The sequence below is a fragment of the Microbacterium sp. ProA8 genome (assembly GCF_039905635.1).
Classification (GTDB): Bacteria; Actinomycetota; Actinomycetes; order Actinomycetales; family Microbacteriaceae; genus Microbacterium; species Microbacterium chionoecetis.
Window position 1 is genome coordinate 722,463 of sequence record NZ_CP157000.1, and the last position, 16,953, is coordinate 739,415.

Consider the following 16,953-nt stretch of genomic DNA (forward strand, 5'->3'; position numbering starts at 1 on the left):
GTCGGTCTGGACATCCGTAGAGAGCGTCACCTCGTCACCTCCAGAGCGGCCGCAGGCGCGGCATCCGTCTTCGCCGTCTCGGCCACCGGCCCCAGCACGAGCCGACTGCGCGAGCGGAACGGCAGCGCGACGAGCCAGATGATCACCGCGGCCACGCCGATCGTCAGCATGATCACGAGCATGAGCAGCACCGCCATCGCCGAGCCGAGCGCCCAGTTCTGGGCGGTCTGGAACTGGCTGGCCACGAGCTGGCCGACCATGTTGCCCTTCGCGCCGCCGAGCACGGTCGCGGTGATGTAATCGCCCATCAGGGGGATGAAGACCAGCAGCACGCCCGCGATGATGCCCGGCTGCGACAGCGGCAGGGTCACCCGCAGGAACGTGGTGAGCTTGCCGGCGCCGAGGTCCTTCGACGCCTCGCGCAGCGCCGGGCCGACGCGGTCGAACGCGACGAACAGCGGCAGGATCATCAGGGGCAGGTAGTTGTACACGACGCCGATGATCACCGCGGTGCGGGTGTACATCAGATCGAGCGGACCGTCGAGCACGCCGATGCCCTGCAGCAGCGATGACAGCCAGCTCTCGGGGGCGAGGATCACCTGCCAGCCGATCGTGCGCACCAGGAAGTTGGTCCAGAACGGCACCAGCACCAGGGCGATGAGGATGCCGCGTCGTTCGGGCTTGACCTTGAACGCCATCCAGTACGCGACCGGGGCGCCGATCAGGAAGCAGAGCACGGTTCCGATCACACCGACCCAGAGGGTGTTCTGGAACGTCGCGAAGAACGTCGGCGAGAAGGCCTCGACGTAACGGTCGAACGACAGGATGTCGTTGGCGTGACTGCCGAAGACCCCGGGCTTGTAGCCGAAGCTGAACCACACCACCATCGCCACGGGAGCGACGAAGAAGAGCAGGAGCCACGCCCACGCCGGAACGGCGAGCGCGGCTCCTGCGGCACGACTACGCACCGGCGGCAGCCTTCACCTCGTTGTAGATCGAGACGCGGGTCGTCTGCGAGTCGTTGAGCTCCTGCTCGTGCATCGTCTCGAGCTGCTCGGGCGTGAAGAAGATCATGTCGGCGAGCTCGAGGCCGCTCTCCTCCGCCGCCGCCTCCATGTCCTTGCCGCCCACGTTGTACCCGATGTAGTCCAGGTTGAGCACGAGGTTCTCGGGCGCCATCGAGTAGTCGATGAACGCGTGGGCAGCCTCGGGGTGCGGCGCACCGGCGGCGATGGCCCAGTTGTCCATCCACAGCTCGGTCACCGGGCCGGGCAGCACCCACTGCCAGCGCTCCGGCTCGCTCGACTCCATGAGACCGAGCCGCGCGTCGCCGTTCCACGCCTGCATCAGCACCTGCGTGCCCTGCGGGATCGCGTTGGTGCCGGGGTAGGAGTCGAACGCCGAGATGTGCGGTGCGATCTCCTCGACGAGGAACTTGCGGCACGCCTCGAGCTCGTCGGGGTCCTCGGTGTTCCAGTCCAGGTCGTTGGCCCAGAAGTAGGAGCCGATGATCCCTGCGGGGTCGTCCGACATCGCCGTCTTGCCGCTCGCCTCGTTCTGGGCGGCGTCGAAGAAGTCGGCCCACGTGGTGAGCTCGCGCGTGATGACGGTCTTGTCGTAGACGTAGCCGGTCGTTCCCCAGGCCTTGCAGACCGAGTAGTCGTTGCCCGGGTCCCACGCGCGGCCGAGGAAGGCCGGGTCCATGTTGGACATGTTGGGCAGAAGCTCCTTGTTGAACTTCGTCAGCAGGCCATTCTCGATCATCTGCGGGATGAAGACGCCGGTCGGCACGACGATGTCGTAGCCCGAGGTGCCCTTCGCGGCGACCAGCTTCGCGATGAGCTCCTCGTTCGACGAGTAGGAGTCGAGCGTGACCTTCGGGCCGAGCTCGGCGGTGAAGCCCTCGACGACATCCGGCGAGTCGTAGTCGCCCCATGTGTACACCGAGACGTCGCCCTCGAGGTCGCCGCCGCTCGCCTGCGGAGCGGGCGAGCCGCTGCCGCCCGGCGCACATGCGGCGAGCACGGTGGCGCCGCCCGCGAGCGCGGCGAAGCTGAGGAAGCGGCGTCGCGAGAGCTCGCGCACGATCGCGGGCGCGGCAGCCTCGGGGGCGAGGATGCGGAGCGGGGTACGAGGCTGGGTCATCGGGTACTCCTGGTCGGGTCGAGAGCCGGGAAGGCGGATGCCGCGGCTGCAGGGCGTGCGTCGGGTGCGGTGCGTCGGGTCGGGCGTGTGGTGCGGGTCGGGTCGTGCTGTGCGGGGGGAACGTGCGTGTCAGGGAGCGGCGATCACGCCGTCGGGGGCGCGATGTAGCCGCCCTCCTCGGCGGCAGCGACGTCGGCGGCGGGGAACAGCAGCACGTGATGCGCCGCCCACGTGCAGACCACGGGGTCGCCGACGGAGAGCGCCGGCGCCTCGGGCGTCGGGCGCCGCACGATGAGGCTCTGGTCGGGCCCGAGTCGCACCAGGTACTGCATCGTGTCGCCGAGGTGCGAGACCCCGATCAGCTCTCCGCGGGCCGAGTTCGCCTCGGGCAGGCTCGCGCCTGCGCCTGCGCCTGTCCCGGTCCCTGAGCCTGTCGAAGGGTCCATCTCGATCCGGATGAACTCGGGCCGCACGGCGGCCTCGCCGAGGTTCGTGCGGGTGAGCACGGGGGAGGCGGCGCGCACCAGCGCGTGGGGCGAGGTGATCGCCGCGCCCGCCTCGGCGGCGGGGCCGCGGAAGAAGTTCTGCTGGCCGACGAAGGCCGCGACGTAGGCCGAGGCCGGGCGGGCGTACACGGTGTCGGCGTCGGCGAGCTGCTCGATGCGGCCCGCGCGCATGATCGCGATGCGGTCGCTCATCGACAGGGCCTCGCCCTGGTCGTGAGTCACGAAGACGAACGTGATGCCCAGGCGCGACTGCAGCAGCTTCAGTTCGAGCTGCATCTCTTCGCGCAGCTGGCGGTCGAGGGCTCCGAGCGGCTCGTCGAGCAGCAGCACCGCGGGGCGGTTCACCAGCGCCCGGGCCAGCGCGATGCGCTGCTGCTGACCACCTGAGAGCTGCGTGGGCTTGCGGTCGCCGAAGCGCCGCATCTGCACCATGTCGAGCGCCTGGGTGACGCGCTCGCGCACCTCGGACTTGGGCGTCCGGCGCTGCTGCAGCCCGTACGCGACGTTCTCGGCGACCGACAGATGGGGGAACAGGGCGTATGCCTGGAAGACCGTGTTGACGTCCCGCTTGTACGGCGGCGCGGCCAGCACCGAGCGTCCCGAGATGCGGATGTCACCGGCATCCGGCCGCTCGAAGCCCGCGATCATGCGCAGCGTCGTCGTCTTGCCGCAGCCGGACGGTCCCAGCAGCGAGATGAACTCGCCCGGCTGGATCGTCAGCGAGAGGTCGTCGACGGCGACCTGATCGCCGTAGTACTTGGTGATCCCCGACAGGACGACGGATCCGCGCGCGGCCTCGCTCTCGGTGGGAACCTGCTCCGCCGCTGCGGTAGCCGTGCCTGTGGACATCGTCACCTCGTGAGGGTCCTTCTGATAGCCGGCCGCGCAACGCTGCATGGCCGTTCGGGTGTGTCAGGTATTCAATATCGCGCCCCGGCGACCCGCAATGCGGCCCGGACCGAACCGGACGATTAGCGGTGCGGGCGGGGGGCGGCGCGACAGTTCGTCCGGACTTGTGTGACGGCCAGGGAACCGCGATGTTTCAACGATGGGCGCAGCGCGCGGGACGGATGCCTCAACCCGGCGCGACAATCCGTCCGCCGGGCATCGTGATGAAAGCGTGCTGCAAGCCGGCTCAGCGCTGGCAGACCGGGCACCAGAAGACGATCCGCTCGCGGGTGGGATCGGCGCCGAGGCTTCCGCCCCGGATGAGGGTCCCGCACCGTCGGCAGGGCCGGCCTTCGCGGCGGTAGACCCAGGTCGAACGCCCGGGGCGCTCGTCGCCGGTGAACGTGCGGCCCGACCGGTTGCGGTTGGCGCGGATCATGCGGGCGCCGAGATCCACGATGGCGGCGGCATCCGTCTCGTTCGCCGGTGTCGTGGGCAAGATGCCGCGGACGAAGAGGATCTCGTTGACGTACTCGTTGCCGAACCCCGCGATGCTGCGCTGGTCCTGGAGGGCGACGTGCACCGCGCGCGGGTCGGCGGCGAGCCGCTGGGCGGCCTCGACCGGGTCCCAAGAATCCGAGAGCGGATCGGGGCCGAGGTAGCCGACCAGGTCGTCCTCGTCGGCGGTCGGCACCACCTTGATGTCGGCGAGATCGAAGCCCACCGTCTCCCACTCGGTGCCGTCCGGCGCCGTGGCACCGATCACGGCGCGGGCGCGGAACCCCGGTGCCCGCCACCGGTCGCCGCGGCGGTAGACGTGCCATTCGCCCTCCATCTTGAGGTGCGTGTGCAGCGTCCACGCGCCGATGCGATGCAGCAGGTGCTTGCCGCGCGAGACGACGCCGTGCACGACCTCGCCGCGCAGGTCGACCGTGGCCGCCTGCGGGACGCGCAGCTCGAAGCGCGTGACGGTCGCGCCGGCCAGCGCGGCGTCGAGGCGCCGGGCGGTGCGGAAGACGGTGTCTCCCTCAGGCACAGGCCGCCTCCGACCGTCGCCGCGTGCACGGAATCGGAGGTTCTGCGCGACACGCCGGCGAGGTGACGTCGCGGGCTGCGCGTCGGCCACGTTCTCCGACGCTCTGCAGGGATTCAGGCACGCGCGCCCTCGCGTCCCGGTCCCTGAGCCTGTCGCAGGGCGTCGCCCGCGGTGAGCCGCCGCAGGGTGAGGCCGCGCGGAGACTCGACGAAACCGGCGTCTCTGAGCGTACGTCCGACGGCGGTGCCGTAGACGAACACACCATTGACCTGCTCGATCGTCAGGGTGTCGAGCCGTCGTACCCGGGCCGTCGCGGCGAGGTCGCGGGTGGCGGCGGCCAGCACCGCCTCTTCACCGGTGAAGGCGAGCGCCGACTTGCCGCCGCGCTCGAGGTACAGCGCGAGGGCACCGTCGACCAGCACGACGAGCGCGCCCGCCTTGCGTCCCGGGCGATGGGTGACACCTTCGAGCCCCGGCCATGCGAGCGCCGCACCGTACGGATTCGCGGGGTCGGTGGCGGCGAGCGTGACGGCGCGCAGCGGCGGCGGATCCGACAGCCCGGCGAACTCGCGCAGGCGGTCGACCGTCGCGGATGCCGCGAACTGCGCCGCGCCGAGCTTCTCGATGACGTAGCCGCGCCGGCAGTGCCCGGCCTCTTCGAAGCCGGCCAGCACGCGGTAGGTCTGCGCGAACCCGCCCGGCACGCCCTCGGACTGCACCGCGCCGCGCGTGACGACGCCGTAGCGGTCGAGCAGCAGGCTCGCCGAGGCGGTCGCCCGCAGAGCCGCATCAGGCTCGGCTGCCGGGAGCAGCGACCACCGCCCGCCGATCGCGGGGGGACGTGCCGGGACGGATGCCGCAACCGCGCGCCCCGCCGCCGACAGCGTTCCGGCGGCGCCGCGGTAGAGTCGCGTGCGAGGGGTGCGCCGGCTCACCCGGTGCGCCTGCGAACCGCCCGAGACGAGCGCGCGGACGGGGGCGAACGTGTCGTTCGTGATCCGCCCGGCCCAGGTGAGCCGCCACAGCGCATCGACGACCGATTGCTCGTTCTCGGCGCCCGTGGTCTGGCGCAGCTGGGCGGCGAAGTACGCACCGCCGCCTTCGAGCGCGGCGAGCAGCTGGGCGTCGAGGGATCCCGGCGCGATCTCTTCGGCATCGTCGGGCGGGGTCAGCGTGAGCGGCACGGCGTCCGCCGGATGCAGCGCGACCCAGCCGTCGCGGCCGGGCAGGCTGCCGTGGCCCGACCAGATCACCTCGCCGGTGGCGGTCAGCTCGTCGAGCATCCCCGGCGTGTAGTCGGCGACGCGTGCCGGCAGCACGAGCGACTCCCACGCGCTCGCCGGGATCGGCACGCCGGCGAGCTGCTCGACGACCGCCGCGACGCCGTCGATGCCCTCGAGCGGCCGGGTGACGTGCTGCCACACCGGCAGGAATCGGGCATAGGCATGCTGGGGCACCGGTTCGACGCTGCCCCGGATCGCGGCGAGCGACCGCATCCGCAGCCGGCGCAGCACCTCGGTGTCGCACCACTCCGCCTCGTCGCCGCGTGACTCGGCGGTCGCGGTCGCCGCCTCGGGCAGGAAGAACCCGCTCGTGACGCGGCCCTGCGACTCGAGGCGCTGCAGGGTGTGACGTGCCACGGCGACGCCGATGCCGAGCCGGTCGGCTGCGGCATCCGCCCGGAAAGGGCCGTGGGTGCGCGCGTACCGGGCGATCAGGTCGCCGAGCGGATCGGCGACGGGCTCGAGGAACGCCGTCGGGATGCCGACGGGCAGCGCCACGCCCAGGCCGTCGCGCAGGCGTCCGGCGTCTTCGATCGCGGCGACCCGCGTCGCCCCGGCGATCGTGACCGGGATCGCGCGACGCGATGTGACCAGCGCATCGAGCAGAGCGGATGCCGCGCCCTCGGTCATGTGCGCACCTCCGACGCCGTCGCCGTCGGCCTCCAGCCGCGCGGCGGCCTCGCTCGCATCGAGGGGGCCGAGCAGGCGCAGCAGGTCTGCGACGCCCTCGAGCCCGCGCGCGCGGCGCTCCGGATCGAGGCGCTGCGCGTCGCGCTCGAACTGCGCGATGATGTCGGGGTCGAGAAGCTCGCGCATCTCGACCTTGCCGAGCAGCTCCGACAGCAGCGCCGGATCGACGGACAGGGCGGCGGCCCGTCGCTCGGCGAGCGGAGAGTCGCCCTCGTACATGAAGGCGCCGACGTAGCCGAACAGCAGGTCGCGCGCGAAGGGCGAAGGCTGCGCCGGCTCGGTCTCGATCAGCCGGATGCGGCGTTCGCCGATGCCGCGCATGAGCCGCAGCAGAGCGGGCACGTCGTAGACGTCCTGCAGGACCTCGCGCAGCGTCTCGAGGATGATCGGGAACGTCGGGTAGCGGCGGGCCACCTCGAGCAGCTGCGCCGACCGCTGCCGCTGCTGCCACAGCGGGGTCCGCTTGCCGGGGTTGCGCCGAGGCATGAGCAGCGCGCGCGCCGCGCACTCGCGGAACCGAGAGGCGAACAGCGCCGAGCCCCCGACCTCCTCGGTCACGATCTGGTCGAGCTCATCGGGATCGAAGACGAAGAGGTCGGCGCCCGGAGGCTCGGCCGTGGCATCCGGGATCCGCGCGATGATGCCGTCGTCGCTCGCCACCGCCGAGCCGTCGACCCCCAGCCGCTCGCGGATGCGGGCGTTCACCGCCAGCGCCCATGGCGCGTGCACCTGCATGCCGTAGGGGGAGTGGAGGATGACGCGCCAGTCGCCGACCTCGTCGCGCCCGCGCTCGACGGTCAGCTGGCGATCGGTCGGCAGGGTGCCGGTGGCCTCGCGCTGCTCGGCGAGGTAGGCCAGCAGATTGTCCTGCGCGTACTCGTCCAGCCCGGCGTCGTGCAGGCGCGACTCGGCCTTCTCGGGCTTCGCCGTCGACACCTCGCGCGAGAACTTCCCGAGCGCCTCGCCGAGTTCGGCAGGGCGGCCGATGCCGTCGCCGTGCCAGAACGGCACCTTGCCGGGCTGCCCGAACGCCGGGACGACGTTGACGCGGTCGTGGGTGATCTCGACGATGCGCCAACTCGTCGTGCCGAGGGTGAACACGTCGTTGACCCGCGACTCGTAGACCATCTCCTCGTCGAGCTCTCCGACGCGGGCGTTCTGCGACTCGCCCGCGATGAAGACGCCGAACAGGCCACGGTCGGGGATCGTGCCGCCGCTGGTCACGGCGATGTGCTGCGCGCCCGGCCGCCCGCTGAGCACGCCGAGGTCGCGGTCCCAGATGACGCGGGGCCGCAGCTCGGCGAATTCGTCGGACGGGAACCGCCCGGCGATGAGGTCGAGCGTCGCCTCGTACGCCGAGCGGGGGAGCGACCGGAACGGGGCGCTGCGCTTGAGCGTCTCGTACCAGCCCTCGACGTCGACGGGGGCGACGGCCGCGGCGGCCACCGTCTGCTGCGCGAGGATGTCGAGCGGGTTCTGCGGGATCGTGATCGCCTCGATCTGCCCGGCGAGCATCCGCTCGGTGACGATCGCGGTGTGCAGCACGTCGCCACGGTGCTTGGGGAACAGCGCGGCACGGCTGACTTCGCCCACCTGATGGCCGGCGCGGCCGATGCGCTGCAGGCCGGATGCCGCGCTCGGCGGCGCCTCGACCTGGATGACGAGGTCGACGGCGCCCATGTCGATGCCGAGCTCGAGACTCGACGTGGCGACGACGCAGCGCAGGACGCCCGACTTGAGCTCTTCTTCGACCTGCGCTCGCTGCTCCTTCGACACGGAGCCGTGGTGCGCCTTGGCCAGCACGGGATCCGCACCTGCGGTGGCGCCGGCCTGCGCCATCATGGCGGCCGGCACGGTCTGGTCCGGCAGGTCGAGGCCGAGACGCTCGGAGTAGATCTCGTTGAGCCGCCCTGTCAGCCGCTCGGCGAGGCGGCGGGAATTGCAGAACACGATCGTCGAGCGGTGCAGGAGGATGCGATCGACGATCGCCTCTTCGACGTGCGGCCACACCGATCCGGTCATCTCGGTCTCGCCCGCTCCGGACGCACGCCCGTCACGCCTGGGGCCAGCCGACGTGCCGTCGGCGAACCAGTCCTCGTCGATCGTTTCGACAGGACCATCGACCGGTCCCTGAGCTTGGCGAAGGGCGGCGTCCGGATCCGCCCACGCCTCGGTGTCGGACGCGTACGGGCTCGGGGGCGGCGGCGGATTGAGCATGTCGCCGATCGGCACGACGACCTTCATGTCGAACGCCTTGGTCGCACGCGGCGCGACGATCTCGACCGGCTCCGCCCCGCCCAGGAACCGGGCGACCTCGTCGATCGGCCGCACCGTCGCCGACAGGCCGATGCGCTGCGCCGGAGGAGCGTCGGGCGCGAACGAGCGGCGCAGCGCATCGAGTCGCTCGAGACTCACCGCGAGGTGGGCGCCGCGCTTCGTGGCGGCGACGGCATGCACCTCGTCGACGATCACGGTGTGCACGTCGCGCAGCGTCTCGCCGGCCCGGCTCGTGAGCATGAGGTAGAGCGACTCGGGCGTGGTGATGAGGATGTCGGGCGGCCGCTGCACGAGCTTGCGCCGGTCGCCTGCGGGCGTGTCACCGGAGCGCACGCCCACCGTGACCTCGGGCACCGTGAGGCCGAGGCGCCGCGCGGACTGTCCGATCCCGACGAGCGGCGAACGGAGGTTGCGCTCGACGTCGACGCCCAGCGCCTTGAGCGGCGAGATGTAGAGGATCCGGGTGGCGGGGGCCGCGGCATCCGGGATCTTCTTCTTCCGTCCGGCGGGCGCCACGGACGCCGGAGCCGCCGCCTTGTCGTGGAACACGCGGTCGATCGCCCACAGGAACGCCGACAGCGTCTTGCCCGAACCGGTCGGTGCGACCACGAGAGCGTGCTTGCCGGCGGAGATCGCCTGCCACGCGCCCTTCTGAGCGTCGGTGGGAGCGTGGAAGGCGCCGCGGAACCAGTCCTGCGTGGCAGGACCGAACCGCTCGAGCACGTCGCCCATCACTCCATCTTCGTCGTGATCGCCGACATCCGGCCAGGTCGCGGGCGAGCCGGTCGCGTAAGATCGGTGCTCGCGTGTTCCCCCGCACGCGTGTGACCGCCCGAGGATCCCGATGGAGTCGACGCCCTCGAGCGTGCCGGACACCCCGGTGGCGCTCGACCCTACGGCCGCCCCCACAGCCGCCGATGCGTCCTGGGTGCGCTCGCGGCGGGTGCACACCTTCGCCCTCGGAGCGCTGGTGGGCGCCCTGGCACTCTCGCTCGTGGTCGTGGTCACGGCGGTGTTCGCGGCGGTGCAGGGTCAGCGGTCACCGCTGCCTGCGGACCCCGCACCGGTCGCCGAGACCCGGGTCACTCCCCGGCCCACCACGCCGGCCCCGACGCCGATGCTCAGCCCCAGTCCGACGGTCCCGCCGGCGGCCACCGAGACGGAACCCCCGGTCGACGAGCTCACCACCGAGCCCGTGGTCGAGCCGGTTCCTGTGCCGGCGCCGACGGTGCCTCCGCCGACCGAGGAGGCCGACGTCTCCGATGACCCCGGCAACAGCGGCACCGCCCCGGGCCGCACCAAGGAGCCCAAGCGGCCCTGACCAGGCCGTTCCGCTCCTCCAGGGCGCGTACCCGGGAGGTCAGGTCTACGAGGTCACCCACGGCATCACGATGACCGTCGAGGTCGCGCTCGACAGCGGTTGGGGCGCCGACGAACTGGCGGCGATCTTCGCGGAGGCTTTCGTCGCTCCCTGACCGACGTCAGCTCTCGTCCGGCATGAGGATCCACAGCAGCAGGTACATCAGGATCGATACGCCGAAGAACACGGTCGATGCGACCGTCAGCACGCGCACCGGTATCACGCTGCAGCCGAAGCGGTCCGCGATGCCCTGGCAGACCCCGGCGAGTATGCGTCCCCGTCGGGGACGAACCAGGCGATGCATGGGTTCATCATCGCGCGGCGAAGGTGAGCCCGCCAGGGGGAGGCGAAACGGGTGCTCGGTGTCAGCGCTCGGCCGGGACCAGGATCCAGAGCAGGATGTAGATCCACAGCGACAGGCCGAAGAAGACGACGGCGAGCGCGGTGAGGATGCGCACGAGCGTCACGTTCCAGCCGAAGCGGTTGGCGACGGCGGCGCAGACTCCGGCGATCCATCGGCCCTGCTGAGGTCTCACGAGTGCGTTCATGAGTCCATCATCGCGCCACCGGCCCGCCGGGCGCAGTGGTGCAGACCCCCGGTATCCGAGGGGCGCTGGCCCGCGGCATCCGTCCCCCTTGCCGGAGGAGGATGCCGCGAGCCGGCTCAGCGCTCGGTGCCTCGCGCGTCAGCGTTCCTGCAGACGGCCGTCGCGGTCGAGCTCGAGCACGAGGCCCACGCCGATGCGCTCGAGGAACGCGTCGTCGTGGCTCACCACGAGCACCGCGCCGCGGTAGGCGGCGATGGCCTCGACGAGCTGGTCGGCCGTGTCGAGGTCGAGGTTGTTCGTCGGCTCGTCGAACACGAGCAGCTGCGGCGGCGGATCGGCGAGCATGAGCCGGGCGAGGGCCACGCGGAAGCGCTCGCCGCCCGACAGTGTTCCCACCGGCCGGGTGACGGCCGCTCCTCGGATGAGGAACCGCGCCAGCCGGTTCCGCAGCTCGACGATCGTGACACCGGGGGCAGACGGAACGACGTTGTCGAGCACCGAGGCTGCGTCGTCGAGCCCGTCCACACGCTGTGGCAGGTACCCGACGCGGTCGGTGTGCAGCTCGGCGTGTGCAGAACTCCACCATCCATGCGCCGAATCGCCCGGTAGAGCGTCTTCTGGCGGATTCGCCCCGCGATCCGTGGAGTTCTGCAGGCCGGAACCCACCAGGCGCTCGAGCAGCGTCGTCTTGCCGGCGCCGTTCGGTCCGATCAGCGCGACCCGCTCTGGCCCCTGGATCACCCACGAGCGCTCGCCGTCGCCGAGGGTGGCGATGCGACGGCCCGCGGGCACGCCGGGGTCGGGCAGGTCGATCTTCACGATGTCGTCGTCGCGCACCCGGCGTTCGGCGACATCGAGGGCTTCGCGGGCGGATGCCTCGCGGTCGGCCTTCTCGCCGCGCAGCTTGCCCGCCGAGACCTGGGCCGCCATCCGGCGTCCGTTCGCGACGATCTTCGGCACGCGCTTCTCGTCGAACGCCTTCTGCCCCATCGCGGCGCGGCGCGAGATCGTCGTCTCGGCCTCGATGCGCTGGCGCTTCTCGCGCTTGACGGCTTGACGTGCTGCCCGCTCGGCGTCACGGGCGGCGCCCTGCTCGGCATCCAGCCATGCCCGCCACTGCGAGTACGGTCCGCCGAACACCGAGAGCTCGTTCGCATACAGCTCGGCCGTGTCGTCCATCAGCTCGAGCAGCGCGGTGTCGTGGCTGACCACGACCAGGGCGCCTCGCCACGCGCGCACCATGTCGTACAGGCGCGCTCGGGCGTCGCGATCGAGGTTGTTGGTGGGCTCGTCGAGCAGCGTGATCTCCGGCGACCGCAGACGGATGCCGGCGATCGCGGTGAGCACCGCCTCACCGCCCGACAGCTGCCCGACCCGGCGGTCGAGCATGTCGGGTGCGAGTCCGGCGTCGGCGAGCGCGGCATGCGCGCGCGCCTCGATGTCCCAGTCGGAGCCGACCGCGTCGAAGTGACGCGGATCGGGGTCTCCCGACTCGATGGCGCGCAGCGCGCGGAGTGTCTCGCCGACGCCGAGCAGGTCGGCGACGGGCCGGTCGACGTCGAGCGTCAGCCGTTGCGGCAGGTACGCGGCATCCGCTGTCCGTGCGATGTGGCCCGCGGAGGGGGTGAGATCCCCGGCGATCAGGCGCAGCAGCGTGGACTTGCCGGAGCCGTTGCGGCCGACGAGCCCGGTGCGGCCGGTGCCGAACGAGCCGGAGACATCGGCGAGGGCGACGGAGCCGTCGGCCCAGGCGAACGAGACCCGGTCGAGGACGATGACAGGTGTGAGAGTGGTTGCAGGCATGAGGCCTCCCGTGTCGGTCATGCGCTGACACCGAGGACCGCGGAATCCGCCCGGACGCCGGGGCCGCAGAAGGGGCCCGGGAACGGCGGGGAAGCGATGGTCGACGTGCAGCGCGGAATCTTCAGGCGCTGCCAGACGTCGAGGGTCGACGGAGCAGCGCGATTACAGCGCGGTTGCGTCGATCAGCTTCAAGGGAGTTCCTCACCGAGGGGACAAAGGCCGAGAGACACCATAGCGGACGATTCCGGCGGTCGCCAGAGAGTGCCGATCAGTCGACCGCGTCGAGCGCCGTCAGCTGCTTGTCGAGGAACGCCGCCACGTCGGCGATCTCCTGCTCCGAGACGCTGTGCGTGAGGCCCGGGTAGACGCGGCCGCTCAGGTCGGCGTGCGCGGGCAGCCACTCCGTCGTGTGCGCGATCACGAACTCCGGGATCACGTCGTCGTTCGTGCCGCGGCCCCAGAACACCGGCGGGCGCAGCTCGGCGAGCTCGGCATCGCCCGCCAGCTCGCCCGGCGTGGCGTAGCCCGACAGGTTGACGGCGTAGGCGAAGCGCCGCGGGTCGATGCGCATCGCCTGCAGCGAGACCGCACCGCCCTGCGAGAAGCCGAGAAGGCCGACGGATGCCGCGCCCGCCGCGTGCGCGTCGATCCACGCGATGACCGCCTCGGCGGCGCGGTTCACGTGCGAGGCGTCGCGCCCCTCGAGGCCCTCGATCGGATACCAGGAACGGCCGGGCGCCGGCCACGGCGGCGCGAGCGGGGCCGCCAGGCTCGCCACGGCGAACGCCTCGGGGAGGTACTGGCGGAGGGGATAGAGGTCGTGCTCGTCGGCCCCGTAGCCGTGGAGGAGCAGCAGAAGGTGCCGCCCGGCGGCGGCTGACCTGTCCGGGGCCGACCGGTCGGTCGACCACAGCACGGCGTCGGCGTCGAGGACGAGAGCTTCCGACATGCCGACATCCTGCCATCCGCGGCCGACACGGCGAAGGGCGAATCGGAGCGCCGCAGCCGGCGGCGCCCGTCGGACCGGTCAGATCTTGATGGGGAATGTCAGCAGGATGCCGATCCCGACGGTCATCACGACCAGTGCGAGCCCGAGCAGCACCCTGCCGATCCAGGTCCGCACATCGCGTTGCGACATCGCGGTCAGGAACAGCACGAGGGCGAACAGCACCGTCAGCAGTGAGTAGTTGTCGCCGCGCTGATTGCTCTCGAGGGCTTCGGCGAACTTGGCGTCCGCGCGCTCGTTGAGCTCCACCGCCTCCACCTCGCCCGGCGGCACGTATTCGTCGCGGGCGAAGGGAGCGTTCTCGATCATCCCGTCGGCCTGCCACGCGTCGAAGGCGACCGTGAACCACGGCTGGAAGCGGTCCTGGATGTACTGCGCCAGCTCGGTGTCGCCCTCGCCCTCGGCCAGCACCCACTGCGCGTAGACCGACAGGTCGAACTGCTGAGCCGCCCGCGCCTGGTTCTCGGCACTCGCGGCCTGGATGCGGGCGCCCGACGCCTCGCTGAACGCGATCGACATCTCGCCGCCCCACTTCGACGACTCGAAGCCGCACCACGCCGTGAGCACCGCGGTGATCGACAGCACGAAGACGCCGACGATGTCCTGGATGCGGCTGATGCGCGTCTGTGGCGGGTCCTCTGCCATGGCGTCCTCCCGGAGACGATGCCCTCAGACTATTGAGGAGTCGGCGTCGGCGGCGAGGACGCGCGGTGAAAACCGGAGGGAGCGGGTATACAGGAGGCATGTCCGTGCGCACTCCTGACCCCGAACCTGCGGGCGACGAGCCGTTCGGCCCGCCGGCGGGGAACATGTCCAATCCCGCGTGGCTGAGCGACATCGAACTCGAGGAGGCGCGCCGGCGGCTGCCGATGCTCTACGTCGAGGGCGTGCCGGTGCGCACCGACGGGATGGGTCAGGTCACGCAGGTCGGGATCCTGCTGCGAGCGAGTCCGGTCGGTGAGATCTCGCGCACGATCGTCTCGGGCAGGGTCCGCTACGGCGAGACCGTCCGCGACGCCCTCTTCCGCCACCTCGAGAACGACCTCGGTCCGATGGCGTTCCCGATGCTCCCCCCGCAGCCGACGCCGTTCACGGTGGCCGAGTACTTCCCGCTCCCGGGTGTGAGCGCGTACCACGACGACCGCCAGCACGCCGTGTCGCTCGCGTTCGTCGTGCCCGTCACGGGGACGTGCGAGCCGCGGCAGGACGCGCTCGAAGTCACCTGGCTGACACCCGAGGAGGCGGCATCCGATGCCCTCTCGGCCGAGATGGAAGGCGGACGCGGCACGCTCGTGCGGCTGGCGCTCGCCAGCGTGGGCGCGCTGCGCTGAGCTGTCGTCGCGACCGGGGAATTCCCTCGCGTACTGTCCGCGCCGCCCCATAGGCTCGCAGGGTGAGTCTCGAATCCCTGCCCTTCCCGTCCGACGCCGCCGGCTGGGTGGCCTTCGTCGACGAGCGCCCCGCCGCCCGGATCGCCCGCGTGAGCGAGATCGACGGTCGGCTCAAGGCCGAGTCCGCGCTCACGACCGCCGAGCGCCTCGAGCTGTGGAACGACGCCGACATCGCCCTGAGCGAGGCCCTCAGCGAGTCGTACGTGCTCAGCGAGGCACACCCCGATCCGTCGGTGCGCGATCGGGCCGAGGAGCAGGTGCAGACGGTCGAGTCGCTGTCGGCGGTCCGCCTGCTCGACCGTGACCTGTGGAGCGCGTTCGCCGACGCCGAGACGACCGATCTCGACGATGATCAGGCGCGACTGCTCGCCCACCTGCTGCGCGACTTCCGCCGCAGCGGCGTGGAGCTCGACGATGCCGATCGCGAGCGGGCCCGGCAGCTGGCCGACCGCGACACCGAGCTGTCGCTGGCGTTCTCGCGCAACATCCGCGACGGCCGTCGCGAGATCACCGTGCCCGCCGAGGGACTGGCAGGCATGCCGCAGGACTTCATCGACGCCCACCCCGCCGACGAGCACGGACGCGTGACGCTCTCGACCGACTATCCCGACCTCATGCCGGTGCGCGATTACGCCCACGACCGCGCGACGCGCGTCGCCCTCGTGAGCGCCTACAACGACCTCGCGTGGCCCGAGAACGACGCGATCCTTGCCGAACTGCTCGACGTCCGAGCGGAGCGGGCCCGGCTGCTCGGCTATCCCGACTGGGCGGACTACGAGACCGAGACCCGCATGATCGGCTCGGGCTCGGCCATCCCCACGTTCCTGTCGCGGCTCGACGACGCCTCGCGCCCGGCGGCCGAGGCGGAGTACCCGCTGCTGCTCGAGCGGCTGCGGCGCGACGTCCCCGACGCGGACGTCGTCTCCATCGCCGACTTCTGGTACCTGCTGGGGGCGATCAAGCGCGAGCAGTACGACGTCGACGCGCAGCTGGTCCGCTCGTACTTCCCGTTCGAGCGGGTGGTGGCGGGCGTGCTCGACGTCATCGGGCGCCTGCTCGATGTCGAGTACGTGCCGGTCGACGCGCCGGCGTGGCACGACGACGTCCAGTCGTTCGACGTGATCCGCGGCGGTGAGCGTCTCGGACGCATCCACCTCGACCTGCATCCCCGCGAGGGCAAGTTCAGCCACGCCGCGTGCTTCCCGCTGGCTCCGGGCGTCACGGGCCGTGTCCTTCCCGAGGCTGCGCTCCTGTGCAACTTCTCGCGCGGGCTCCTCGAGCACGACGAGGTGGTGACGTTCTTCCACGAGTTCGGTCACCTGGTGCACGACATCCTCGGCGGGCGCCAGCGCTTCGCGCGCTTCAGCGGCGTGGCGACCGAGTGGGACTTCGTCGAGGCGCCGAGCCAGCTGCTCGAGGAGTGGGCATGGGATGCCGGAGTCCTCGCCTCGTTCAGCGGCAACGCCGAGGGCGAGCCCATCCCCGCCGACCTGGTCGCGCGCATGCGCACCGCCGACGCCTTCGGTCGTGCCCTCGAGGTGCGGCGTCAGCTGGGGCACGGGAACGTGTCGTACCACCTGCACGTCGATCGGCCGGCCGACCTGCAGGCCGAGACCGAGCGGCTCTACGCTGCCGCGAGTCCCGTGCAGCCGCTGCCCGGCCTGCACTCCTACGCGGGCTTCGGTCACCTGACCGGCTACGGCGCGTGCTACTACACGTACCAGTGGAGCCTCGTGATCGCGCGCGATCTGCTCAGCGGCTTCGGCGACGGACTGATGGATGCCGCAGCCGCCGACCGCTACCGCACCGAGGTGCTCGAACGCGGCGGCTCACGCGACGCGCGTGACCTCGTGGAGGCGTTCCTCGGCCGCCCGTCGTCGTTCGACGCGTACCGGGAGTGGCTCGCCGGCGCTTGAGGTTCTCGACAGACAGCGGCGCGATGTAGGGTTCACCTACCCCCTGCGCAGCCACCTGCGACACAACCCCCCGGTGTCGTCGAGGACGGTGCGGCCACCGCTGC

The 16,953-nt window shown here is 71.5% G+C and carries 13 protein-coding genes; 3 read left to right on the plus strand and 10 right to left on the minus strand.

Going from position 1 to position 16,953, the window contains the following annotated elements:
- Positions 1-26: 26 nt before the first annotated feature.
- From ABG085_RS03165 to ABG085_RS03185, 5 genes are all read right to left on the minus strand, one after another.
- On the minus strand, positions 27-968 hold the full coding sequence (locus tag ABG085_RS03165; protein ID WP_347977995.1) for an ABC transporter permease: 942 nt from the start codon (positions 966-968) through the stop codon (positions 27-29).
- Positions 961-2,145, minus strand: coding sequence for an extracellular solute-binding protein (locus tag ABG085_RS03170; RefSeq protein ID WP_347977996.1), 1,185 nt, complete (start codon positions 2,143-2,145; stop codon positions 961-963). The genes ABG085_RS03165 and ABG085_RS03170 overlap by 8 nt, the downstream gene beginning before the upstream one ends.
- Before the next feature lie 143 nt (positions 2,146-2,288).
- Positions 2,289-3,500, minus strand: coding sequence for an ABC transporter ATP-binding protein (locus tag ABG085_RS03175; RefSeq protein ID WP_347979271.1), 1,212 nt, complete (start codon positions 3,498-3,500; stop codon positions 2,289-2,291).
- A 286-nt stretch (positions 3,501-3,786) separates the two neighbouring features.
- Positions 3,787-4,575: a DNA-formamidopyrimidine glycosylase family protein gene (locus ABG085_RS03180; RefSeq protein ID WP_347977997.1), complete on the minus strand. Its 789-nt coding sequence runs from the start codon at positions 4,573-4,575 to the stop codon at positions 3,787-3,789.
- Positions 4,576-4,688: 113 nt separating this feature from the next.
- Positions 4,689-9,557 (minus strand): crosslink repair DNA glycosylase YcaQ family protein, encoded by a 4,869-nt coding sequence (locus ABG085_RS03185; RefSeq protein WP_347977998.1) that lies wholly within the window; start codon positions 9,555-9,557, stop codon positions 4,689-4,691.
- A 112-nt stretch (positions 9,558-9,669) separates the two neighbouring features.
- Here ABG085_RS03185 and ABG085_RS03190 point away from each other — a divergent pair, with 112 nt between their 5' ends.
- The gene (locus ABG085_RS03190) at positions 9,670-10,146 is read left to right on the plus strand and encodes a hypothetical protein (protein ID WP_347977999.1); all 477 of its coding nucleotides are present in this window, start codon (positions 9,670-9,672) and stop codon (positions 10,144-10,146) included.
- Positions 10,147-10,306: 160 nt separating this feature from the next.
- On the opposite strand, the gene ABG085_RS03195 is transcribed toward ABG085_RS03190, so the two are convergent.
- The 5 genes from ABG085_RS03195 to ABG085_RS03215 form a co-directional block, all read right to left on the minus strand.
- The gene (locus tag ABG085_RS03195; RefSeq protein ID WP_347978000.1) at positions 10,307-10,489 is read right to left on the minus strand and encodes a PspC domain-containing protein; all 183 of its coding nucleotides are present in this window, start codon (positions 10,487-10,489) and stop codon (positions 10,307-10,309) included.
- A 61-nt stretch (positions 10,490-10,550) separates the two neighbouring features.
- On the minus strand, positions 10,551-10,733 hold the full coding sequence (locus ABG085_RS03200; protein WP_347978001.1) for a PspC domain-containing protein: 183 nt from the start codon (positions 10,731-10,733) through the stop codon (positions 10,551-10,553).
- Positions 10,734-10,871: 138 nt separating this feature from the next.
- Positions 10,872-12,536: an ATP-binding cassette domain-containing protein gene (locus ABG085_RS03205; protein ID WP_347978002.1), complete on the minus strand. Its 1,665-nt coding sequence runs from the start codon at positions 12,534-12,536 to the stop codon at positions 10,872-10,874.
- A 268-nt stretch (positions 12,537-12,804) separates the two neighbouring features.
- Positions 12,805-13,485, minus strand: a complete 681-nt coding sequence (locus ABG085_RS03210) for an alpha/beta hydrolase-fold protein (RefSeq protein WP_347978003.1) — start codon at positions 13,483-13,485, stop codon at positions 12,805-12,807.
- A 78-nt stretch (positions 13,486-13,563) separates the two neighbouring features.
- Positions 13,564-14,187 carry a hypothetical protein gene (locus tag ABG085_RS03215; RefSeq protein WP_347978004.1) on the minus strand — a complete coding sequence of 208 codons (624 nt, stop codon included), beginning with the start codon at positions 14,185-14,187 and terminating at the stop codon, positions 13,564-13,566.
- Between the two features lie 98 nt (positions 14,188-14,285).
- Here ABG085_RS03215 and ABG085_RS03220 point away from each other — a divergent pair, with 98 nt between their 5' ends.
- Both ABG085_RS03220 and ABG085_RS03225 read left to right on the plus strand, forming a co-directional pair.
- Positions 14,286-14,873 (plus strand): NUDIX hydrolase family protein, encoded by a 588-nt coding sequence (locus tag ABG085_RS03220; RefSeq protein ID WP_347978005.1) that lies wholly within the window; start codon positions 14,286-14,288, stop codon positions 14,871-14,873.
- A 62-nt stretch (positions 14,874-14,935) separates the two neighbouring features.
- Positions 14,936-16,849: a M3 family metallopeptidase gene (locus tag ABG085_RS03225; protein ID WP_347978006.1), complete on the plus strand. Its 1,914-nt coding sequence runs from the start codon at positions 14,936-14,938 to the stop codon at positions 16,847-16,849.
- Positions 16,850-16,953 lie beyond the last annotated feature (104 nt).